Below are 21,643 nucleotides of genomic sequence, written 5' to 3'. Positions count from 1 at the left end.
AGGTCCTAGCGTCTGCCCGCGGACACTCCATGCCCAGGCGGGCGGCGGAACTTCGGCCTGCCGGTGTGCACGAGGAACGGCACCGCCCGGCGATGAACGCGGGTCCGGCCATGGTGCAGACCAACGACCCTGGCGGCGGCGCGCGCCTTGGCCCGTCCGGCGGCCTCGCGCGCGGCTCGGGCGTCCTCGGCCCGGTAGTAGAAGTGCTTCGCGGTCTCCACGAGCACGAGGTACAGGAGCACCATGCCCACCAGCGCGAGGAAGAAGTCCGCGGGAAGCGGCCAGAAGCCGACGAGCTCGCCGATCGGCGTGTACGGGAGCACAGCGCCGATTGCCACCACGGCCAGGACACTCGCCGTCAACGCCACGGAGGCGCGGGAGCGGAGGAACGGGACGCGCCGCGTGCGGATCACGAAGACGATCAGCGTCTGCGTGGCCAGCGACTCGACGAACCACCCTGCACGGAACTCCTCGGGCGCGGCCTGGAAGACCCACAGCATGAGCCCGAACGTGGCGAAGTCGAAGAGCGAGGAGATCGGCCCGAACGCGATCATGAACCGTCGGATGCCGCCGATGTCCCAGTGCGCCGGCTTGCGCAGCTGCTCCCGGTCCACCTTGTCGGTAGGGATGGAGAGCTGGCTTGAGTCGTAGAGCAGGTTGTTGAGCAGGATCTGGCCGGGGAGCATCGGCAGGAACGTGAGGAATGCGCTCGCTGCGGCTGCGGAGAACATGTTGCCGAAGTTGCTGCTCGTGCCCATGAGCAGGTACTTGATCGTGTTGGCGAAGATCCGCCGGCCGCCCATGACGCCGTCCGCGAGCACGCCGAGGTCCTTCTCGAGGAGCACGACGTCGGCCGCGTCCTTCGCGACGTCGGTCGCCGAATCGACGGAGATGCCGACGTCGGCCCGGTTGAGGGCGAGCGCGTCGTTGACGCCGTCGCCGAGGAACCCGACGGAGTGCGTGCGGCGCAGGACCGTGACGATGCGGGCCTTCTGCTCAGGCGAGACGCGGGCGAACACCCGGGCGCCCGCGGCAGCGGCGGAGAGGGCGTCGTCGTCCATCGCCTCGATGTGGGTCCCGGTGAGCACCGTCCCCTGCTTCATCTTGAGCACTGAGGTGACGTGCTCGGCAACGAGCGCGTTGTCGCCCGTTGCGATCTTGACGTCGACGGAGAGGCTGTCGAGCCTCGCGAGCGATTCGCGGGCGTCCGTCTTGGGCCTGTCGATGAAGCTCAGATAACCGGCGAGCGTGAGCGGCCCCGCGGCGTCGCGCGCCGCAGCGGCGTGCGCCGCGGCATCCGGCGCCTCGGCTCGGCCGCTCGCGACGGCGACGACGCGCGCGCCCCGCCGGAACAGCGCGTCGAGGGCTGCGCGGTCCGCGTCGGTGACGCCGGCGCAGGACTCGAGGACGGCCTCGGGGGCGCCCTTGAGGATGTGCACCGGCCGGCCGTCCGGTTGACCGGCCGCGACGACGGTCTCCATGGTCCGCGTCTCGTGATCGAAGGGCCGCAGCGAGATCCGGCGCCTGGATCCGAGGCTCGCGGGCAGGCCGGGGAACGCCTCCCACAGTGCCGCGTCCACGGGGTTCTGGCCCGCCCCCGAGGCACCCGGCTCGCATGGGTCGACCTCGCAGCACAGCATCGCGAGCTCCGTGAGCCGCCGCGCGCCGTCGTCCGTGGCCGGGCCCGCGGGGACTGCCTCCTCGAAGCCGATCCTGCCTTCGGTCAGCGTGCCGGTCTTGTCGGTGATGAGCACATCGAGGTTGCCGAGGTCCTCGATCGCGAGCAGCCGCTTGACCAGCACGCCACGCTTGGCGAGCAGCCTGGAGCCGGCCGCGAGGGACGTGCTGACGACGGCGGGCAGCAGCTGGGGCGTGATGCCCACCGCGATCGCGAGGGAGAACAGGACTGAGTCCAGGAACGGACGCTGCAGGAGGAGGTTGATCACCAGGATCCCGACCGTCAGGAACACCCCGACCCACAGGAGCATGAGCGAGAACTCCTTGAGCCCGCGCTGGAACGAGGTCTCGGGGAGCCCCTGGGCGAGCCCGGCGGCGATCCGGCCGAACTCGGTGTCGCGGCCTGTGGCCGTCACGACAGCGCGCGCGGACCCGGCGTGGACCACGGTGCCCATGAGGAGGGAGTCGGTCAGGTCCGCGAGATCGGAACCGGCCGGGACCGGATCCGCGGACTTCTCAACGGCGGCCGACTCGCCGGTGAGCACGCCCTCGTCCGTCTCGAGACCTACTGCGTCCAGCACACGCGCGTCCGCGGGGACAATGTTGCCGAGGCCGATCCGGATGATGTCCCCGGGGACCAGCTCGCGCACCGGCAGCTGACGCTCGGCGCCGTCACGCACCACGACGACCGTATGGCTGATCCGCTCGTGCAGGTCCGCCGCGGTCTTCTCGGCACGGAACTCGTTGGCGAAGCCGAGCAGGGCGCTGCCGAGGAGGATCGCGACGATGATGGACGCGTTGAGCTGGTCCCCCGTGGCGAAGGACATGGCCGCGGCGGCCACGAGGAGCGCCTGGAGCGGACTCGCGAACTGCCGCACGAGCACGTGGAACCAGCTCACGCGCCGTGCCTCGAGGACGTTGGCGCCTTGGGCGAGCCGGCGCGCCGCCTCGCCCCCGGAGAGCCCCTGCGCGGACGTGCCCAGCGCGGCCAGTACCGCCTGCGCAGGCATGGCCGCGGCCTCGGCGGCGGGGATCTGGACCCGTTCGGAGACGGTATCGACGCTCACGGGGTCATGCTACGTGGCGCAGGTGACAGTTCTGACTACGCGTACACCTTCTCGAGGTACTCGCCCCAGGCCGCCGCGAGCTCGCCCGCCCGGGCCGAGCGCGCGGCGTCGTCCGCGGATTCCCCGGCGCGGTCGAGCGAGAAGTCATGGACGGTGAGGCCCACCCGGTCGCCGAGCAGGTTGCGGCCGAACACGCGCACCATGGCGTCCGCGGTGCGCAGTCCGAGGAAGTACTCGTTCGCGTAGGCCACGGTCGCGTCGACGGGGCCGAAGCCCGGGAGGTCGAGCTCGCGCGTCTGGCCCGCGGCGGCGCCAGCGAGCCCGAACGAGTCGAGGAACCGCTCGAACGCGTCCGCGGCGGTCGCGGCGTCGGGCCCCTGGACGTCGGCGAAGGCGACCGCCCGGCCGTCGAAGTGGGCGAGGTACTCGCCGAGCGTGTGGAGGTAGAAGAGCGTGTGCTTCGCGGCGCCGTCGTACTGCTGCTCCCAGTTGTCCGTCATGACGCCCGAATGGACATAGTGGAGGTGCGTGCCGTCCGGGCCGGGCGTGAGGACATGCTCGAGCTGGTTGAACCAGCCGTCCGGGCCCTCCATGCGGGACACGAGGTGGGTGGGGAACTCGTCCACGGTCCTGACGGCCGGCCACTGGTCGGTGGGGAACATCCACGCCGCGGTGCCGTCGGTGACGGCCTTCCAGATCCGCTCCGGCGCGGCGTCCAGCACCACGTCCTGGACGATCTCGAAGGGATGGTTCACTGCTTTCTCAGTCATCGCTGCACTTCCTTGGATCTCGGGTCTTCAAAGGGCTGGGGGTCTTCTTTGGGTGTCGGGTGGAGCGCGACGACGAGCCGGTGCTTCCGCCCGCCCGTCGCCGCCGGGTCGTGGTACTTCGCGGCGAGCCGGGCCACCTCGGCGCCGAGCTCGGCCGCGAACGCCGCCCGCGAGGCCGCGGACGCGAAGGTGATCTCGCCGTCGACCGCGAATGTGGCGAGCTGCTGCTCCGCCGCCACCGCGCCGGAGAGCAGGCGCCCCACCTCGCGCACCATGCGCGAGGCGAGGGCCAGGAGCCAGTACGCGCTGAAGCGGTCGCGGAACTGCGCCGGGTCCGGCTGGACAGCGGCAAGCGCCGCCGGGGAGATGACGTACGACGCCGCGGTCGCCTGCAGCACGCGCTCCATCACGTTGCCCTTCCGCCGCTCCTCGACGAGCTCCACGAGCCCGTGCTCCTCGAGCGCGCGGAGGTGGTAGTTGACCTTCTGCCGGGGCAGGCCCACCTTCGCAGCGAGCCCCGCGGCGGACGACGGCGCGGCCAGCTCCCGCAGGAGCCTCGCCCTGAGCGGGTCAAGACTCGCGGCGGCCGCAGCCGCATCCTCGATCACGACGACGTCTTGCATGCTTCCAGCATGCGACCGACAAATAATATTGTCAAGGATTCTCTTTTCGTCGGTATCTGTCCGCCGGAAAGTGACCCCTCAACAGGGAAGTGACCCCTCAAGGGGGAGGTGACCCCTCGTCAGGCGCCGAGGGCCGCCACCCGGAAGGTGAGCGTCCTCGATTCGGGGGCGAGGGCCGCCGTAGGCCAGACGTCCGGCCCGCAGGACCGGGTGCCGAGGCCATGCTGGGCCGCGTCGAGGTACAGCCACGAGCGCGTCGGGCGCGGCAGCTCATACGGGTGCCCGGCCGCGGCGAGCTCCTGGGCGGTGTGCCGGCTCAGCGTGAAGCCGGGCAGGCGGCCCCGCGTGTCCGCGAACGCGTCGAACCGCACCCACAGCTCGCCGCCGCGCAGCAGGTCCAGCGAGCGCAGGCCAGACCGGTGCCCGGTCTCCTGCGGGCGCGCGTACCGGACAGCGAGCTCGTCGATCCCGGCCTCGTACCGCCCCACGTGCGCCGCATCGAGGCTGTCCGGGTAGGACTCGCGCGGGCCGAGGCCGAACCAGCGGGCGGCGTCCACCTCCGCAGGCAGCCCGATCCGCACGCCGACTCGCGGCCACACGCCCTCCCAGCCCGTGGACGGGACGATGTCCACGCGCAGCCACAGGCCCTCGGAGTCGAGGAGCCACTGCTCCTCGACTCCGACGGTGCAGACCTGGTCCGCGGCGGCGTACCGCGTGCGCACGCGCACGGCGGCGTCGGAGACCGCGACGGCCTCGACGCGCCCGTGGAGCCGGTCGAGCCCCGCGGCCGCCCAGCGCGCGGCCGACGACGGCCCCGGCTTCCCCGTTCCGGGGATGCCGTTGGCGTTGCGCGCCCAGGGATCCGCGTCGATGTAGCTGCCCACGAACCAGCCGCGATCGTTGTCCGTAGGAGCCCGGAACAGCTCGAGCCGCGGCCCGTCCACGGGCAGCCCCGCGAGCTCCACGAGCCGCCCGTCGTCGAATTCCGCCGGTCCGAGCGCGAGCCTGCCCCCGCCCACGGCGGAGCGCCACTCACCGCCAGCGGGCCGCGAGGCGAAGGGCAGCGCCCGCGGCGCCGGCACGGTGAGGCGCGCCTGCGAGGAGGCGACCTCGTGCCCCGAGGGCGCCCACGCGGCGTCGTGCGCGAGGACCGCCTCGACGGTGAGCCACGCCTCGCCCGAGCACTCCTCGGCCGAGACCGGGAGGGAGACCTCGGCGGAAGCGCCCGCGGCGAGCGGACCGCCGTCGGGCCCCTCCACGGCGAGCTCGCCCGAGGCGACCAGCGCGCCGTCGTCCTCGAGGCGCCAGCGGAAGGCGAGGTCGCCCAGGTCGGCAGTGTGGCGCAGGTTCGCGACCCGCACCGAGGGCTCGCCGGAGCCGGGCCCGAGCCCCGAGAAGGAGAGCCCCACGGGCGCCACCACGGCCTTGAACTCGAACAGCCCGGGCGAGGGCGTCGAGTCGGAGAGGACGAGGCCGTCGAGGACGAAGTTGCCGTCGTGGACCTCCTCACCGAAGTCGCCGCCGTACGCGAAGTACTCGGTCCCGTCGGTCGTGCGGGCCGCGATGCCGTGGTCGCGCCACTCCCACACGAACCCGCCGTGCAGGCGCGGGTACCGGTCCACGAGGTCTTCATACAGCGAGAGGTTCCCGGGGCCGTTGCCCATGGCGTGGACGTACTCGCACAGGACGAACGGCTTGGACCGCTGCCGCGCGCCCTCGGCCGGGGAGCAGCCCAGCAGGGGCGTGGTGTCGCCGTCGCGCCCGATCGTCTCGACCTCGGGCAGGGTCGCGTACATGCGCGAGTACACGTCCGTGTACGCGCCGGCGTAGTCGTTCTCGTAGTGGACCGGCCGGCCCGCGTCCCGCGCGTGGATCCATGCGGACATCGCCGCGAGGTTCTGCCCCGTGCCCGACTCGTTGCCGAGGGACCACATGACGATCGAGGGGCGGTTCTTGTCACGCTCCACGGTCCGCTCGATCCGGTCCAGGAGGGCCTCCCGCCACATCGGCTCGTCGCTCGGGTTCTGCGCCCAGCCGTGCCGTTCGAACCCGTGGGTCTCGAGGTCGCACTCGAGGATCACCCAGAAGCCCATCTCGTCGGCGAGTTCGAGCAGGCGCGGGTGCGGCGGAGAATGGCTCGTGCGGATGGCGTTGACGTTCGAGCGCTTCATGAGCGCGAGGTCCTCGCGGGCGAAGTCCTCGTCGAAGGCCCGTCCGCGTCTCGGGTGGGTCTCATGGCGGTTGACGCCGTGGAACACGACCTTGCGCCCGTTGACGAGGAACTGGTCCCCGACGATCTCCACCGTGCGGAAGCCGATCCTCAGGGAGACGGCCTCCGCCGCGCCGGACACCGTCGCGTCGTAGAGCCGCGGCGTCTCCGCGGTCCACGGCCCGACGGCGCCCGCCTCCACCGGGGCGACGTCCCCGGGGGCGGCCCACTCGACGTCGATCCCGAGCTCGGGCACCTCGAGCCGGACGGGGAAGGACGACGCCGGCGCCCGCACCTCGGGCTCGATCGTCCCGGTGCCGCCGTGGTCGCCAGCCCGGAAGTGGGTGCGGAGCCAGACGTCCTCGATCCCGCCGGCAGGGCGGGACAGGAGGGTCACGGAGCGGAAGATGCCCGGGAGCCACCACTGGTCCTGGTCCTCGAGATAGCTTCCTGCGGACCACTGGTGAACGCGGACCGCGACCGTGTTGGCCCCGGCCCGGACGGCGTCCGTGACGTCGAACTCCTGGGCGAGGCGGCTGCCCGCACCCCAGCCGATCTCGGTGCCGTTGACCCAGACCTTGTACCGGGACTCGACGCCCTCGAAGCGCAGCACGGTCCGGGGGGCGCCGGCGGGGCCGGCCGCGAGCCACTGTGCGGGCAGCTCGAACGTGCGGCGGTAGTCGCCGGTCGGGTTCTCGTCGGGGACGAACGGGGGATCGACCGGGAAGGGGAACTGGACGTTCGTGTAGATGGGGCGGCCGTGCGCGCCGTCGCCCTCCAGGACCCAGTGGGACGGGACGGGCAGCGTGCCCCAGGCGGCGTCGTCGTACTCCTCGGCGGCCATCGCCTCGGCGCCCTCCCCGGCGGGCAGGGCGCCGCGCCCGCCGGGCGTCCCGGGGACCCCGGGCAGGAGCCGGAAGCGCCACTGCCCGTCGAGGGAGAGCGAGGGCGCATCGCTGCGCAGCCACGAGCGTGCCGGCACGCGCCGCCCGCCCCCGGGGCCCGGGTCGGTGACGTAGGCGGCCGACGCTGCGGTGGTCAGGGTGCGGGACAGGCTCACTTGACGGCTCCTTCGGTGAGGCCTCCGCGCCAGAAGCGCTGGAGGACGATCATGGCGATGGCGAGCGGGATGATGGACAGCAGGACGCCGCCGGTGGTGAGTTCGTAGAACTCGGGGAGCCGGTTGACCTGACTGAGCCATGTGTTGAGACCGAGCGTAATCGGGAAGAGGCTCGTGTCCGAGAGCATCACGAGCGGAAGGAAGTAGTTGTTCCAGATCCCGACGAGCTGGAACAGGAAGACCGTCACGAGCGCGGGGGTGAGGACCCGCAGGCCCACGGTGTGGAAGATGCGCAGCTCGCCCGCGCCGTCGAGCCTCGCGGCCTCGAGCAGCGCGGGGTCCACGGTCGCGTCCGCGTAGACCCGGCACAGGAACAGGCCGAACGGGGAGACGAGGGAAGGCAGCAGGACGCTCCAGTAGGTGTTGGCGATGCCCATCTGGCTGAAGAGCAGGAACAGCGGCAGCGCGGTCGCGGTCCCGGGGACGAGCACTCCGCCGAGGATCAGCCCGTACACGGTCTGGCTGCCGCGGAAGCGGTACTTGGCGAGCGCGTAGCCGCCGGCGGCCGCGAAGTAGGTCGCCAGGAGGGAGCCCACACCGGCGTACAGGACGGAGTTGAGGAACCAGCGGACAAAGATGCCGTTGTCGTAGGAGAGGACCCTGCCGAGGTTGTCCCACAGGGCGAACGTGTGGCCGAGGAGGAAGCCGTTCGTCGCGAACAGGTCGCCGCTGGATTTCGTCGCGGCGACGACGACCCAGTACACGGGGACCAGGAAGTACAGGGCTGCGACGACGAGGACGCCCGTGACGAGGATGGTCGTGGAGCGGCGCCGTCCCGCGGAACGGCGCGTGGTGCGGCGCTCGGGGAGGCTCGTGCGCTCGTCCGGGCGGCCGGGCCGGGTGGTGGGCAGGGCTGTCATGAGGACTTCCTGTTCGTGAGGCGGAGGAAGACGAAGGAGAGGACGAACGCCGCGAGGGCGATCAGGACGGCCTGGGCCGCCGCGACGTTGTAGTCGTTGTACGCGAACGCGGTCGTGTAGGCGGAGAGGTTCGGGGTGTACTGGCTGTCGATCGAGGGGGCCACGGTCTGCAGGACCTGCGCCTCGGCGAACAGCTGGAGCGTGCCGATGATCGAGAACACGGTCGTGAGGACGAGGGCCGGCTGGATGAGCGGGAGCTGGATGCTCCACGCGACCCGCACCGGGCCCGCGCCGTCCATGCGGGCGGCCTCGTAGATCTCGCCGGGGATCGCCTTGAGCTGGGCCACGATGATGAGCATGTTGTAGCCCGCGTAGCTCCACGTGACGATGTTCGCGATGGACCACAGCACGGTGCCCTGGCCGAGGAAGTCGACCGTGAGCCCCACGGTCTTGGCGGCGTCGATGAGCGGGCTCAGGCCGGGCACGTAGAGGAAGGACCACAGGATCGTGGCGATCACCCCGGGCACGCCGTAGGGCATGAAGTACGCGGCCCGGAAGAATCCGGGCCAGCGGGCCGAGGCCGATTCGAGCAGGAGCGCGAGCACGGTGGACAGCGCGATCATGACCGGGACCTGCACGACGCCGAACAGCAGCATCCGCCCGATCGACGCGACGAACCCGGAGTCTGCGATCGCAAGCGCGTAGTTGTCCAGTCCCGCGAATCCCGTGTGCACGCCGTTCTCGCCGAAGAGCCCGCTGCGGGTCACCTTTGTGAAGCTCGAGCCCACGGCCGCGAGGATGGGGAACACGAACGTCAGGGCGAACAGCGCAAGGAACGGCGCGAGCAGGAGCCACGGGGCGCGGGCGACGGCGCGTCCCGGCTTGGGTGCGCGGCCGCGGCCCTCGCGGGTGGGGCGGGTGGGTGATTGAGGGGTGGTCATGCCGTCGCCTTCCGGATGCTGAGGCCCTTGTTCTTGAACACGGCGATGATCTGCTGCTCGGCTTGGGCGAGGGTGTCGACGAGGCTCGTACCGCCGGCCTTCTTCCGGAACCCGTCGCTCAGGATGTTGAACGACTGGGTGGCCACGGGCCACCAGGACCACTGTGCGTTCTGCTGCTTCGCCGCGGGGACGATCACGTCCCGGTTGTAGTCCTGGCCGCCGAAGAACGGGGAGGGCTTCTGCCGGGGGGTCCCGACGAAGCCGGGGACGGGCGAGAACCCGATGCCGCTGTTCGCGATCTCGGCGTCGATCCCCTCATGGCTCGAGGTGAGCCACACGGCGAATTCGAGGGCCTCGCGCGGGTGCCTGCTGTGGGCGAGGACTGCGGCAGTCGAGCCTCCGAGGTAGCTCGAGCCGAAGCCCTGCCCCCACGTCGGCATGGGGGCGACGCGCCACTTGCCGTCGCCGCCGCTGACGCCCTTGACGAGTGCGTCGGCCCAGCTGCCGCTCGTGAGGGTTGCGACGCCGCCCTTGGCTGCGGCGGCGAACCATCCCGGGGAGAAGGGGCTGTAGGCGGTGGTGACGATGTCGCCGTCAATCGCGGCATCGAAGAACCGGGCGACCTCGAGTGTTGCCTCGTCGGTCATGTTGATGAGCCAGCCGTCCTCGGCGGGACGGAGCCACTGCGCCCCTGCCTGGGCCGCGTAGGAGACGAAGTACGAGGCGTCGCTGAGGGAGAAGCAGTCGATGTACGCGCCCGCTCTGCGCAGCTCGCGGCCCGTCTCCGCCCACTGGGCCCACGTGGCCGGCGCAGTGGCGCCGACCTTGCCGAGGATGTCCGGCTGGTAGAACGTGGCCATGGGGCCGGAGTCCTGCGGGATTCCGTAGACGCCGCCCGTGAAGCTGACTTGGCCCCACAGGGAGGGGTCGTAGAGGTGGGCGTAGTCCGCGGCGCCGTACCTGTTCAGATCCACGAGGCCGTTGACCAGCATGAACTCGGGGATCGAGCGGAACTCGACCTGGGCGAGGTCGGGTCCGCCGCCGGCGGACAGGGCCGAGTAGAGCTTCTGGTAGCCGCCCTGGTTGCCGCTGGGGATCCACACGGTCTGGACCTGGATGTCCGGGTGGGCGGCATTCCAGATGTCGGCCACCTTCTGGAAGCCCTTGAGCCAGGACCAGTAGGTCAGGGTGACCTTCTCGCCTGTGGAAGCCGGGATCGCGGGCGCGGCGTTGACGGACACGGTGCCCGGAGTCGCGCATCCGGTCAGGAGGGCGAGGGCGGAGGCGCCGAGTCCCCCGCCGAGGAGTTGTCGTCGAGTCAGAGATGGCATGAGTCCCACTTCGTCATGGTCAGTGCCGCGGGCGCGGCGCCGGGGCCTTCCGGCCCGACGTGACAAGGCTAACACGAATATCGAGTACTCGCTCGATTTTGGCGAAATCTAGACTGTCCCCATGACCACCAAGGCGACGGCACGCTCGGGCCCGCGCGGCCCCTATGCCAAGACGGCAGAGCGACGCCGGCAGATCCTCGAGGCCGCTGTGGAGGTCTTCGGGTCCCGCGGCTACAACGGCGGCAGCATCCAGGACGTCGCGGACAGGGCGGGAATCCGGCAGACCACGCTCCTGCACCACTTCCCCACCAAGGCCCAGCTGCTCGTCGCGGTGCTCGAATACCGAGACCAGATCTCTCCCAACACCCCGGGCACGCGGGAGCGCTTCGCCGAGACGATCGTGCGGCAGGCCGAGTACAACGAGGGCGTCCCGCACCTGATCGAGCTCTACTCGGTGCTCTCCGGCGAGGCCACCACCGAGGGGCACCCTGCCCGGGACTACTTCGTCCAGCGCTTCGCCCGGCTCCGCGGAGAGTACAGCGGGGAGCTGCGCTACCTAGCGAGCATCGGCCGGCTCCGGCCGGGCGTGGACCCCGACGTCGCCGGCCCCACCATCGTGGCGCTCTGGGAGGGGATCCAGACCGAGTGGCTCCTGAACCCCACCACGATCGATGTGCCCGGCATGCTCAAGGCCTATCTCGACCTGATCCTGGTCCCGGACGGCGAGGGCCCTGCCCTAAGTCCCTAGCCGCGCTGCTCCCGGCAGACAACAATGGAGCAGATACGGGGACCAGGAAGGGAAGGAACACATCGTGGAGAAGGTAGCAGCGGCTCAGACCGGAGAAACCCGGCGGCTGCGCGTGTTCATCCTCGACGACCATGAGCTCGTGCGCCGAGGCCTGACCGAACTCCTCGAGGACGAGGGCTTCGAGGTGGTCGGGACCTCCGGCACCGCGGCGGAGGCGACCCGCCGAATTCCTGCCCTCAAGCCGGACGTGTCCGTCCTGGACGTTCGCCTCCCCGACGGCACGGGTATCGAAGTGTGCCGCGACATCCACGCCGTGGATCCGAGCCTGCCGTGCGTCATGCTGACCAGTTACGACGACGAGGAGTCCCTCCGCGGGGCCATCCTGGCCGGGGCCAACGGGTACGTCCTCAAGGAGATCCGCGGCACGGAGCTCGTGACCGCGCTCCGCCGGGCCGCTGGCGGGGCCTCACTGTTCGACCCGGCGCTCAAGGCCAAGGTCCTCGCGGGGTTCGCGCCCCAGGAGGAGGAACTGGACCCCCGGCTCGAATTCCTGAGCCCCCAGGAACGCCGCGTCCTCTCACTCATCGGCGAGGGCATGACCAACCGCGAAATCGGCGAGCACCTCTTCCTGGCCGAGAAGACGGTCAAGAACTACGTCTCGTCCCTGCTCGCCAAGCTCGGGTACGAGCGGCGCACCCAGGCGGCCCTGTTCATCGCGCGCAACGCACCGCACCACGGCCGCTGATCCCGGCGCCGGGAATCCGGCCCCCGCTGCTCAGCCCGCGCCCAGGGGAACAGCCCACCGCAGCCGCGTGCCGCCGTCCTCCGCGGGGCCGAGTTCGAAGCTGCCGCCGAGTGCCGCCGCCCGCTCCTGGACGTTCTTCAGGCCGCTCCGGCGCGTGGTGTCCCCGACGCCGCGCCCGTCGTCGGCCACCACGATCTCGAACTCGCCGTCCGCGACCCGCGCGGTCACCCACAGGGAGTCCGCGTTCGCGTGCCGGGCCACGTTGGAGACGCCCTCGGTGAGGACGGCGAGCGCCTGGTCTGCCAGGGCAACGGACACGGCAGTGTCGATGGGTCCGAGCAGCTCGACCCGCGGCGTCGTGGGCAGTTCCTCCATGCCCTCCTGGACCACCCGGACGAGCCGGGCGCTGAGGCTGTCCCCGTTGCGGGCCTCGTTGAGGGAGTAGATCGTGGTGCGCAGAGCGGCGATCGTCTCGTCGAGATCGCCGGTGATCGAGTCGATCTTCTCCGCCGCACGCTCGCCGTCGGCACCCTGCGCGACGAACCTCCTCAGACCCTGCAGGCTCAGGCCAGCCGCGAAGAGACGCTGGATGACCACGTCATGCAGGTCGCGCGCGATGCGGTCCCGGTCCGTGAAGACGAGCAGTTCCTCACGCTGGCGGTGCTGCCGCGCCACCTGGAGTGCGAGCGATGCGTAGGAGCAGAAGACCGGGGCCATCTCGATGTCCACGGCGGAATACTCGTGGCGGCCCTCCGGCCGCGCCATGATGACCGCCCCCAGATCCTGCCCGGGCCGCCCGCACGGCACCACGAGGACATGGGCCATGGGGGTCCCGGGGCCGAACACCTCGGGACCGCTCAGGACCAGGGTCTCCCCCGACACCGCAACCTTGCCGGCCACCACGAGGGCGCCCGCGCGCGCGAGGTCGCCGAATGCCTCCGCCCCGGGCCCGACGGCGGTCCGCCACTCGTGGCCCCTCCCGGCGGTGCCTTCCCGGGCGATCGCCACGAACGCGGAACCGGACAAGGACAGCGTCCGCTCCGCAATGCGCGTGCTGCCGGTCGAGAGGTCCTCAAGCCCCAGAAGCTCCCCCGCGAGCTCCATGCTCGCCTCGCGCCACTCCTGGCGGCGCGCCGTGTCAGCGAACAGACGGGCGTTCTCGATCGCCACGCCGGCCGCGGCGGCGAGGGCCACCACGAGTTCCTCGTCCTCCGCCGTGAAGTCCGCACCATCGGCCTTCTCCGTCAGGTACAGGTTCCCGAACACCTCGTCGCGGACCCTGACCGGCACGCCGAGGAACGTCTTCATGGGCGGGTGCTCCCCCGGGAACCCGTAGGAGTCGGGGTGTGTGCTGAGGTCATGGAGCCTGATGGGACGCGGCTCGCGGATGAGCAGGCCCAGGACACCGTGGCCGGTCGGGTAGGGGCCGATCTTCTTCACGGTCTCCTCGTCCATCCCCACGGTGAGGAAATGGCTCAGGTCTGTCCTGTCTGGGCCCAGGACGCCAAGGGCCGCGTACCGCGCGCCCACGAGCTCCTGCGCCGCAGTCACGACCCGGTCGAGGACGGCCTCGAGCGTCAGCTCCTCCGCGATGGAGACGACCGCTGCGAGCAGCCCGCGCATCCGCTCCTGCGTCTCGAGCAGCTCGTGGGCGCGCGAGACGAACTCGCGCAGCACATCCTCAACCCGGCCCGCCTCGTCCCGGAAGTCCGCGCTCCCGCGGGCCATCGGCGCATCGCCCATCGCCACCACCCCTCTGCCGTTCCCAGTATGGTCGGCTGCGGCAGGCATTGCATACCCCAGGGCGCATCCGGTGGGACCAAAGACTCTCGCCCACGCGGGGCGGGCGCGCGAGCATGAGGTGAGGGGCGGCGTCGTCCGCCTCCCACCCGGAAAAGCACCAGGAGCGCGCCATGTCCCACTCACGCCAGGCCCTTGTGGTCCACCCCGCGGCACCGGACATGGAGGAGGCGCAGCGGACGGCCCTGAGCGAGTGCATCGACGCCGCGCTCTCGTGCGCGCAGGCGTGTACCACCGGCGCGGACAGCTGCCTCGAGGAGCCGGGGGTGGCCCACCTGCGGCACCTCATCCGCGCCCAACAGAACTGCGCGGCGATGTCCTCGGCGACGGCGCAGATCCTCTCCCGATTCGGCTCCGACTTCGGCCCCACCCCGGCCTCGGTGCTCCACGCGCTGGACGACCTGAGCGCGTTCTGCGAGGACGTGTGCCGCGTGTACGCCGGCGCCTACCCACACTGCCGGGTCACCGCCGACTCGTGCCGGGACCTCCAGGCCGCCGTCGCAGCACTGCTGGCCGCAGGCTGAGCCGATGACCGCCCCCGCCCGCCCCGGGCTCCAACTCGTCCTGCCGTTCGAGGCGGTCGGGCTCGCCGACGTGCCCCGGGTCGGGGGCAAGAACGCCTCTCTCGGGGAACTCACACGGCATCTCGAGGCGGCGGGGGTCGCCGTCCCCGAGGGCTTCGCCACCACCGCGGACGCCTACCGCCTCTACATCGACGCCAACGGCATCCACGAATCCCTGGCCTCCCTGCTGTCCGCATTCCGCGCGGGGCAGGCGAGCCTGAAGGACACCGGCGCCGCCGTGCGCGCCCTCTTCCTGTCCGGCACCTTCCCCGCGGCGCTCACGACGGCGATCACCTCCGCCTACCGCGATCTCGCCGGCCGCGTGGGCCGGGAGCAGCCGGCCGTGGCCGTGCGCAGCAGTGCGACCGCCGAGGACCTGCCCGAGGCGAGCTTCGCCGGGCAGCAGGAGACGTTCCTGAACGTTGCAGGCGAGGACGAGCTCATGGACGCGTGCCGGCGGTGCTTCGCCTCGCTGTTCACCGACCGGGCGATCACGTACCGCGAGCTGCGCGGGATCGACCACCTCGACGTCGCCCTGTCCATCGGCGTGCAGCGGATGGTCCGCTCCGATCTGGCCGGCTCGGGAGTGATGTTCTCGCTCGACACGGAGTCCGGCTTCCCGCGGGTCATCCAGATCAGCGCCGCATGGGGGCTCGGCGAGACCGTGGTGCAGGGCTCCGTGAACCCGGACCACTACGAGGTCTTCTCGCCGCTGTTGGCCGACCCGGCGCTGAGCCCCATCATCGGGCGGACGGCGGGCGCCAAGGAGAGCAAGCTCGTGTTCGCCCCCGCCGGGTCCGGCACGGTGCTGCTCGAGACGTCCCCGGCCGAGCGCGAGGCCCTCGTGCTCGACGACGCCGAGATCCTCACGCTGGCCCGCTGGGCGGTCGCCGTGGCCGGGCACTACGGCCGGCCCATGGACATGGAGTGGGCCAAGGACGGCGAGACGGGCGAGCTCTTCATGGTCCAGGCCCGCCCCGAGACGGTCCAGGCCAAGCGCAGCGCCGGCATGTTCCGGGTACACCGCCTCACGGGAAGCGGACCCGTCCTGGCCCGCGGCGCCGCGATCGGAGACGCTGTCGCGGCGGGCGAGGCGTGTGTCATCGCGGACCCTTCGGAGATCTCCCGCTTCCGTGACGGCGCCGTGCTCGTCACCACCATGACTGACCCTGACTGGGTGCCCATCATGAAGCGCGCCTCGGGCATCGTGACGGACCACGGCGGGCCCACGAGCCACGCGGCGATCGTGAGCCGCGAGCTCGGGGTCCCCGCCGTCGTGGGCACGGTGAGCGGCACGTCGTCGATCACGGACGGGGAGCCGATCACCGTCTCGTGCGCCCAGGGGGCCGAGGGCCTCGTGCTGGGCGGGCTCGTCCCGTTCGAGGTGGAGGAGGCCGACGTCGGGGCGCTGCCGTCCCCACGGACGCGCATCATGGTGAACCTCGCGGACCCCTCCGCCGCGTTCCGCTGGTGGCGCCTGCCCGCGGCCGGCGTGGGGCTCGCGCGCATGGAATTCATCATCTCCACCCTCATCCGCGTGCATCCCATGGCGCTCGTGCACCCCGAACGGGTCGCGGACGCCGGCGAGCGCGCGCAGATCGCCACGCTCACCCGGGGATACGCGGACCCGGCCGACTACTTCGTGGACCGGCTCGCGCGCGGCATCGCGAAGATCGCCGCCCCGTTCCACCCGGGCCCCGCGATCGTGCGCCTCTCCGACTTCAAGACCAACGAGTACGCCGGGCTCCTCGGCGGCTCCCCATTCGAGGCCGCCGAGGAGAACCCCATGCTCGGCTTCCGCGGCGCCTCTAGGTACTACGACGAGCGCTACACGGAGGGCTTCGCCCTCGAGTGCCGTGCCCTGAAGAAGGCGCGCGACGACCTCGGATTCACCAACATCGTGGTGATGGTGCCGTTCTGCCGCACGCCTGCGGAGGCGGACGCCGTGCTCGCCGCGATGGCCGAGCAGGGCCTCGTGCGGGGCGAGGCCGGGCTCGCGGTGTACATGATGTGCGAGATCCCCTCGAACGTGATCCTCGCCGAGCAGTTCGCTGCGCGGTTCGACGGGTTCTCGATCGGCTCCAATGACCTCACACAGCTCGTGCTCGGGGTGGACCGCGACTCCGCGCTCCTCTCGTCCCGCTTCGACGAGCGCGACCCCGCGGTCGAGTCCATGATCGCGGACGCCATCCGCAAGGCCCACGCGGCCGGCATCCCGATCGGCATCTGCGGCCAGGGACCCAGCAACCACCCGGACTTCGCCGAGTTCCTCGTGGGCGAGGGCATCGACTCGATCTCCCTCAACCCGGACAGCGTGCTCCGCACGGTGCCGATCATCGCGGAGGCCGAGGCCCGCCGCCCCGCCTGAGCTCAGGAGTCACCTCCGCCCCGTCGAGGAGTCACATCCGCCCCGTCGAGGAGTCAGCTCCGCCCCAGCCGTGGGGGGCCGGACCTGCGGTGGTCATCTGCCCTGCGGTGGTCATCTGCGAGGCGCCTCTGGCGAGAAGTGCACTTCTCGCCACGAAGCGCTCCTCTGGCGCCCTTGGCGGCGAGAACGGGACTCCGGCTCGACTGAGCTGTTCCGAACGTGCACTTCGAGGCAGAAGAGCACGCGCGCCGGGGCTGGACTCAGACCACCCACGACGGCGGCGGCTCGCCCTCGCAGGCGAGCCGCCGCCGTCGTGCGCACCACCCCCGAATGAGCGGCCACCTCCGTGCGGTCCGGGGTCAGCCGCGGGTGACCTGGACCTTGGACGAGGGCGGGGCCGGCGGGGTGGCGGGAATGGGCACCCGGACCTCGAGGACGCCGTCCTTGTACGAGGCGGTGACCGACTCGGCCGTGGCGCCCTCGGGCAGCGGGAGCGTCCGGGAGAACGAGCCGTAGCGGAACTCCGTGCGGTAGGAGTCCTTCGACTTCTCCTCCGTCTTCTCCTCGCGATGCCCGCTGATGTGCAGGGATCCGTCGGAGATGCTCACATCGACGTCCTTCTCGGGGTCGATCCCGGGCAGTTCCGCCCGGACCACGAGCGAGTCGCCGTCGCGGACCTCCTCGACCTTGATGGCCGCGCTCGAGGTGTCGCCTTCGAAGAATTTCTCCAGGAGCTCGAACGGCCGCCTGCGCGGATCAAGCCAGTGAGCGAGTTCGGACATGGATCATCACCTTCCTCGATCGGCGGGCCCCTTGGCAGGCCCGCCCCAATCCAGCGTGCCGCGCTCGACGGCGCGGTGGAAGGGCCGATGGTCCCCCCTCGGCGCCACACGGCCCGACCCCGGCGGGGGCCTAGCCGGTGTTGCGCAGGCCGGCCGCGATGCCGTTGATCGTGATGAGGAGCGCCCGCTGAAGCTGCTCGGAGCCGTCCACGCGTCCCGCCGCACCGCGGCCCTCACCGGCGCGCAGGCGGCGCAGCAGTTCGGCCTGGAGGTAGCTGATCGGGTCGAGGTACTGGTCCCTGATCTCGAGGGTCCGCTTGAGGGTGGGGGCGGTGTCGAGGAGTTCGTCCTCGCCGGAGAGCCGGCGGACCTCGGCCACGGTGAGCTCGTACTCGGCCCGGATGGACGCGAAGATGCCGTGCAGGTCAGGCGGCACGAGGGTCGAGACGTAGTGCGAGGCGATCTCGAGGTCCGTCTTGGCCAGCGTCATCTCGACGTTGGAGATGACCGAGGCGAAGATCGGCCACTTGACGAACATCTCCCGCAGCTCACGGTCCCGGCCAGCCTCGCGCGCGGCCCGCAGCCCCGAGCCCACGCCGAACCAGCCGGGGACGATCTGGCGGGACTGCGTCCAGCCGAACACCCACGTGATCGCCCGCATCCCCTCGAACCCCGGGATCCCATCCGACGCCATGTCCGACTCCGGACGCCGCGCGGGCCGGGAGCCGATGTTGAGCTGCCCGATCAGCTCCACGGGCGTCGAGGCCGCGAAGTACGCGGGCAGGTGCGGATCGTCGATGAGGCCCCGGTACCGTGTGTACGCGGCGTCGGAGACGAGGTCCATGAGCGCACTGAACCGCTCCCTGTCCGCGAGCGCGGTGTGCGGGTCGCGGTGCAGCGCGGTGGCTCGCATGACGGCGGCCAGCGACAGCTCGAGGTTCTCCCGGGCGAGGCCTGGCAACGAGTACTTGTCGCTGATCACCTCGCCCTGCTCGGTGAACTTGATCTCGCCCTCGAGGACGCCGTTGGGCTGGGCCATGATGGCCTCGTGTGTCGGCCCCCCGCCGCGCCCCACGGAGCCGCCGCGGCCGTGGAACAGCCGCAGCCGGACCCCGTGCCGCGCCGCGACGTCGCGCAGGGTCCGCTGCGCCTTGTGGATCTCCCACTGGGAGGTGAAGACCCCGGACTCCATGTTCGAGTCCGAGTAGCCGAGCATGACCTCCTGCACGTCCCCGCGCAGCCGGACCAACTCGCGGTACGCCGGATCGGCCAGCAGCCCGTCGACGATCTCCGCGGCCCGGCGCAGCTCGTCGAGGGTCTCGAGGAGCGGCGCGAACCCTACGTGCGCGTACGGCTCCTCTCCGTGCAGCCGCACGAGTCCGGCCTCGCGGGCCAGCAGGGCCGCGGCGAGGACGTCGTCCGGCCCGCGGGTCACGGACACGATGTACGTCTCGATCACGTCCGGGCCCAGGAGCCGGCGGGACTGCCGGATCACGCGCATCGTCTCGTAGACCCGGCCCGCGTGACCCGGGAGGACCACGGGGTGGCCGGTCAGCGGCCGCCGTGACGCGAGCTCCCGGCTCAGGAGCCTCCGCCGCTCCTCGCGCGGCAGCGACGCGTAGGGCCCGGGCAGCTCCCCCAGCGGATCGAGCAGGAGCGCCACGGCCTCGTGGTGGTAGTCGGCCTGCTCGCGGATGTCCAGGGTCGCGAGGTGCAGCCCGCACGAGGCGAGGATCCGGCGGGCGGTGCCCAGCGCGCCGTCGGCCGCGAGGGGCGAGTGCGCGCGAAGGGACCGCTCGATCACGTCGAAGTCCGCGGCAAGCTGGCCCGCGTTGACGTAGTCGCGGCCGGGCTCGTGCGGGATGCCCGACGCGACGCGGCGACCCGTGTTCAGGAGCTTGGCCTTGATGCACGTGAGCTTGAGCCGGTACGGCTCGTGGGCGTTGAGCTCCATGACGCGCGGGTCCAGCGCAGGCAGCTTGGCGAGGTCCGCGCCGATCGACTCCTCGAGCTCCGGCAGCACCGAGGTCAGGTCGGTCGAGTTGGACAGCGTGCTGATGAGCTCGTCCACGATGCTGACGGCGATCCGCACCGCCGTCTGGTTCTGCAGCCCCAGGATCTCGCGCGTCACCTCCGCGGTCACGTTGGGGTTGCCGTCCCGGTCCCCGCCGATCCACGAGCCGAAACGCAGCGGCGAGCGCCCCGCCGGCAGCGCCACACCGTGCTCCGCCAGCAGGCCGGCGAGGTCGTCGAGGACCTCCGGGAGGGGGCCCGCGAGGATGGCGCTGAGGTAGTACACCGCGTTGCGGGCCTCATCGAGCGGGGCGGGGCTCACGAGCCGCACCTCGTCGGTCTGCCACATCTGGTCGATGATCTCCGCGAGGTGCCGGTCCTGCCGGCGGCGTAGGGCCGTTCCCTCGCGCGAGGGGACCTCGAGGATCCGGTCGATCGCGCGCAGCTTGTCCAGCACGGACCGGCGCGTGGCCTCCGTCGGGTGCGCCGTGAACACCGGCCGCACGTCGAGGGAGTCCGCGACCTTCTGCAGCGCCTCCGGCCCGGCCTGCGCGGCAATGTCGCGGACCGCGGAGGCCAGCCACCCGCCGTCGTCCGCCGCGCCGGCGAGCTCGCGCACCCGGTGGAGCTGCTCGGCGGCGTTCGCGAGGTGGAAGTAGAACGCGAAGGCCCGGACCAGCTCGGTCGCCTCGTCCAGCGGCAGGGAAGCGAGGAGCTCTCGGACCTGCTCGGCGACGTCGGCCGCGTTCCACGGGCCGAGCGCCCCCGCGCCGCCCCGCGCGGCCTCCTTCGACTCCTTGGTCAGCAGGCGCACCTCCTCGACGAGGCGCAGCAGCCCGGGCCCGTGCTGGCGGACGAGCGACTCGCCCAGCAGCGTCGAGAGGCGGCGGACGTCGGCCCTGAGTTCTGCCGCGGGACCCGCGGCGGGCGCGGCGTCGGGCGTCGGGTCCACGTGCACGGCAAGGCCTCCAGCGAGTAGGGTTCCAGCGCACAACGCTACCCTTGATGGGTGATGAAATCCCCCCTCCCCGTCCGCGACGGCGTCAACGCCACGCGCCTGCGCCTGCCCGCGGAGGGGCCGTGGGAGACCGCGCTGGACTACATGCTGCACCGGTGGGGGCACGTGGACCCGGAGGGGATCCTCGCGAGGTTCGACGGCGGCGAGATCGTCGCCGCAGACGGCTCTCCGCTGTCCCGGCGCACCCCGCTCGAGGAGCACACGTTCATCTGGTACTACCGGACCCTGCCGGCGGAGGAGCGGCTGCCTGTCGAGGTCTCGGTGCTGTACCGGGACGAGCACCTGCTCGTGGCGGACAAGCCCCACTTCCTCCCGACGACCCCGGGCGGGACGTACATCCAGGAGTCGGCGCTCGTGCGGCTGCGGAACCAGCTGGACCTGCCGGACCTGGTCCCCATGCACCGGCTCGACCGGATGACGGCGGGCGTGCTGCTGTTCTCCGTCAACCCGGAGACGCGGGGACGGTACCAGGTGCTGTTCGAGCGGCGGGCCGTGCGCAAGGAATACGAGTGCGTCTCCGCGCTGGCTCCCTCTGGCCTCGACCCCGCCGGCGGTGCGCACGACGCCGAGTGGGCGGCACAGCGGTTCGGCGCCCCCGCCGTCGTGCGCAACAGGATGGTGAAGTCCCGCGACTACCTGCTCGCCTCGGTGGTGGACGGCGAGCCGAACGCCGAGACGAAGGTGACGCTCGAGCGGGTGGGCGGCCCCGCGGACGCGCCCCGGGCGCTGTTCCGGCTCGAGCCGCACACCGGCAAGACGCACCAGCTGCGCGTGCACATGGCCGGGCTCGGCGCGGGCATCATGAATGACCCGTTCTACCCCGAACTCCTGGACAAGGCGCCCGACGACTTCGCGCGGCCGCTCCAGCTCCTGGCCCGCGGCATCAGGTTCCGCGACCCGCTCACCGGACGGGACGTCGAGTACCGCAGCGAGCTCACCCTCCAGGAAGCCCCGGACTGGCTGGCCCGAACTTCCCCGCTGCACGGCCAACCGGCGCACACTTGATCC

15 protein-coding genes are annotated in these 21,643 nt (G+C 71.5%); 5 read left to right on the top strand and 10 right to left on the bottom strand.

Translation table 11 applies throughout. The features are described 5' to 3' along the window. Positions 1 to 5 precede the first annotated feature (5 nt). From mgtA to SCMU_RS03210, 7 genes are all read right to left on the bottom strand, one after another. Positions 6 to 2,744 carry a magnesium-translocating P-type ATPase gene (mgtA, locus tag SCMU_RS03240; protein WP_229231573.1) on the bottom strand — a complete coding sequence of 913 codons (2,739 nt, stop codon included), beginning with the start codon at positions 2,742 to 2,744 and terminating at the stop codon, positions 6 to 8. 35 nt (positions 2,745 to 2,779) lie between these two features. Next, positions 2,780 to 3,514: an SRPBCC family protein gene (locus SCMU_RS03235; protein WP_229231572.1), complete on the bottom strand. Its 735-nt coding sequence runs from the start codon at positions 3,512 to 3,514 to the stop codon at positions 2,780 to 2,782. Then, on the bottom strand, positions 3,511 to 4,137 hold the full coding sequence (locus SCMU_RS03230) for a winged helix-turn-helix domain-containing protein (protein ID WP_229231570.1): 627 nt from the start codon (positions 4,135 to 4,137) through the stop codon (positions 3,511 to 3,513). The genes SCMU_RS03235 and SCMU_RS03230 overlap by 4 nt, the downstream gene beginning before the upstream one ends. A 119-nt stretch (positions 4,138 to 4,256) precedes the next feature. Continuing rightward, a complete protein-coding gene (locus SCMU_RS03225; RefSeq protein ID WP_229231569.1) occupies positions 4,257 to 7,406 on the bottom strand; it encodes a glycoside hydrolase family 2 TIM barrel-domain containing protein in 3,150 nt (1,049 codons plus the stop codon). After that, positions 7,403 to 8,326, bottom strand: coding sequence for a carbohydrate ABC transporter permease (locus SCMU_RS03220; RefSeq protein ID WP_229231568.1), 924 nt, complete (start codon positions 8,324 to 8,326; stop codon positions 7,403 to 7,405). The genes SCMU_RS03225 and SCMU_RS03220 overlap by 4 nt, the downstream gene beginning before the upstream one ends. Next, a complete protein-coding gene (locus SCMU_RS03215; RefSeq protein WP_229231567.1) occupies positions 8,323 to 9,267 on the bottom strand; it encodes a carbohydrate ABC transporter permease in 945 nt (314 codons plus the stop codon). Before SCMU_RS03215 ends, SCMU_RS03220 begins: the two co-directional genes overlap by 4 nt. Beyond that, a complete protein-coding gene (locus SCMU_RS03210) occupies positions 9,264 to 10,598 on the bottom strand; it encodes an ABC transporter substrate-binding protein (RefSeq protein WP_229231566.1) in 1,335 nt (444 codons plus the stop codon). The genes SCMU_RS03215 and SCMU_RS03210 overlap by 4 nt, the downstream gene beginning before the upstream one ends. Positions 10,599 to 10,719: 121 nt before the next feature. Between SCMU_RS03210 and SCMU_RS03205 the strand changes: the two genes are divergently transcribed. Continuing rightward, positions 10,720 to 11,346, top strand: coding sequence for a TetR/AcrR family transcriptional regulator (locus tag SCMU_RS03205; RefSeq protein WP_229231565.1), 627 nt, complete (start codon positions 10,720 to 10,722; stop codon positions 11,344 to 11,346). Between the two features lie 64 nt (positions 11,347 to 11,410). After that, positions 11,411 to 12,091 (top strand): response regulator, encoded by a 681-nt coding sequence (locus tag SCMU_RS03200; protein ID WP_274602917.1) that lies wholly within the window; start codon positions 11,411 to 11,413, stop codon positions 12,089 to 12,091. Between the two features lie 30 nt (positions 12,092 to 12,121). On the opposite strand, the gene SCMU_RS03195 is transcribed toward SCMU_RS03200, so the two are convergent. Further along, positions 12,122 to 13,834 (bottom strand): GAF domain-containing sensor histidine kinase, encoded by a 1,713-nt coding sequence (locus tag SCMU_RS03195; RefSeq protein WP_229231564.1) that lies wholly within the window; start codon positions 13,832 to 13,834, stop codon positions 12,122 to 12,124. A 170-nt stretch (positions 13,835 to 14,004) separates the two neighbouring features. Here SCMU_RS03195 and SCMU_RS03190 point away from each other — a divergent pair, with 170 nt between their 5' ends. Continuing rightward, a complete protein-coding gene (locus tag SCMU_RS03190) occupies positions 14,005 to 14,415 on the top strand; it encodes a four-helix bundle copper-binding protein (RefSeq protein ID WP_229231563.1) in 411 nt (136 codons plus the stop codon). Between the two features lie 4 nt (positions 14,416 to 14,419). Continuing rightward, positions 14,420 to 16,822: a phosphoenolpyruvate synthase gene (gene ppsA, locus SCMU_RS03185; protein ID WP_229231562.1), complete on the top strand. Its 2,403-nt coding sequence runs from the start codon at positions 14,420 to 14,422 to the stop codon at positions 16,820 to 16,822. A 359-nt stretch (positions 16,823 to 17,181) separates the two neighbouring features. Here ppsA and SCMU_RS03180 read toward each other — a convergent pair whose 3' ends face one another. Then, on the bottom strand, positions 17,182 to 17,604 hold the full coding sequence (locus tag SCMU_RS03180; RefSeq protein ID WP_229231561.1) for an Hsp20/alpha crystallin family protein: 423 nt from the start codon (positions 17,602 to 17,604) through the stop codon (positions 17,182 to 17,184). A 130-nt stretch (positions 17,605 to 17,734) separates the two neighbouring features. After that, positions 17,735 to 20,575 (bottom strand): phosphoenolpyruvate carboxylase, encoded by a 2,841-nt coding sequence (ppc, locus tag SCMU_RS03175; protein WP_229231560.1) that lies wholly within the window; start codon positions 20,573 to 20,575, stop codon positions 17,735 to 17,737. Between the two features lie 54 nt (positions 20,576 to 20,629). Between ppc and SCMU_RS03170 the strand changes: the two genes are divergently transcribed. After that, positions 20,630 to 21,640 (top strand): pseudouridine synthase, encoded by a 1,011-nt coding sequence (locus SCMU_RS03170; RefSeq protein ID WP_229232918.1) that lies wholly within the window; start codon positions 20,630 to 20,632, stop codon positions 21,638 to 21,640. Positions 21,641 to 21,643 lie beyond the last annotated feature (3 nt).

Origin of the sequence: Sinomonas cyclohexanicum, from assembly GCF_020886775.1 — a bacterium.
Classification (GTDB): Bacteria; Actinomycetota; Actinomycetes; order Actinomycetales; family Micrococcaceae; genus Sinomonas; species Sinomonas cyclohexanicum.
This window is presented reverse-complemented; position numbering and strand designations above follow the sequence as displayed.

Excerpts from the sequence above, each read along its gene's own strand:
- SCMU_RS03235 (WP_229231572.1), bottom strand. The coding sequence starts at position 3,514 with ATGACTGAGAAAGCAGTGAACCATCCCTTCGAGATCGTCCAGGACGTG.
- SCMU_RS03230 (WP_229231570.1), bottom strand. The coding sequence starts at position 4,137 with ATGCAAGACGTCGTCGTGATCGAGGATGCGGCTGCGGCCGCCGCGAGT.
- SCMU_RS03220 (WP_229231568.1), bottom strand. The coding sequence starts at position 8,326 with ATGACAGCCCTGCCCACCACCCGGCCCGGCCGCCCGGACGAGCGCACG.
- SCMU_RS03215 (WP_229231567.1), bottom strand. The coding sequence starts at position 9,267 with ATGACCACCCCTCAATCACCCACCCGCCCCACCCGCGAGGGCCGCGGC.
- SCMU_RS03210 (WP_229231566.1), bottom strand. The coding sequence starts at position 10,598 with ATGCCATCTCTGACTCGACGACAACTCCTCGGCGGGGGACTCGGCGCC.
- SCMU_RS03205 (WP_229231565.1), top strand. The coding sequence starts at position 10,720 with ATGACCACCAAGGCGACGGCACGCTCGGGCCCGCGCGGCCCCTATGCC.
- SCMU_RS03195 (WP_229231564.1), bottom strand. The coding sequence starts at position 13,834 with ATGGGCGATGCGCCGATGGCCCGCGGGAGCGCGGACTTCCGGGACGAG.
- SCMU_RS03190 (WP_229231563.1), top strand. The coding sequence starts at position 14,005 with ATGTCCCACTCACGCCAGGCCCTTGTGGTCCACCCCGCGGCACCGGAC.
- ppsA (WP_229231562.1), top strand. The coding sequence starts at position 14,420 with ATGACCGCCCCCGCCCGCCCCGGGCTCCAACTCGTCCTGCCGTTCGAG.
- SCMU_RS03180 (WP_229231561.1), bottom strand. The coding sequence starts at position 17,604 with ATGTCCGAACTCGCTCACTGGCTTGATCCGCGCAGGCGGCCGTTCGAG.
- SCMU_RS03170 (WP_229232918.1), top strand. The coding sequence starts at position 20,630 with ATGAAATCCCCCCTCCCCGTCCGCGACGGCGTCAACGCCACGCGCCTG.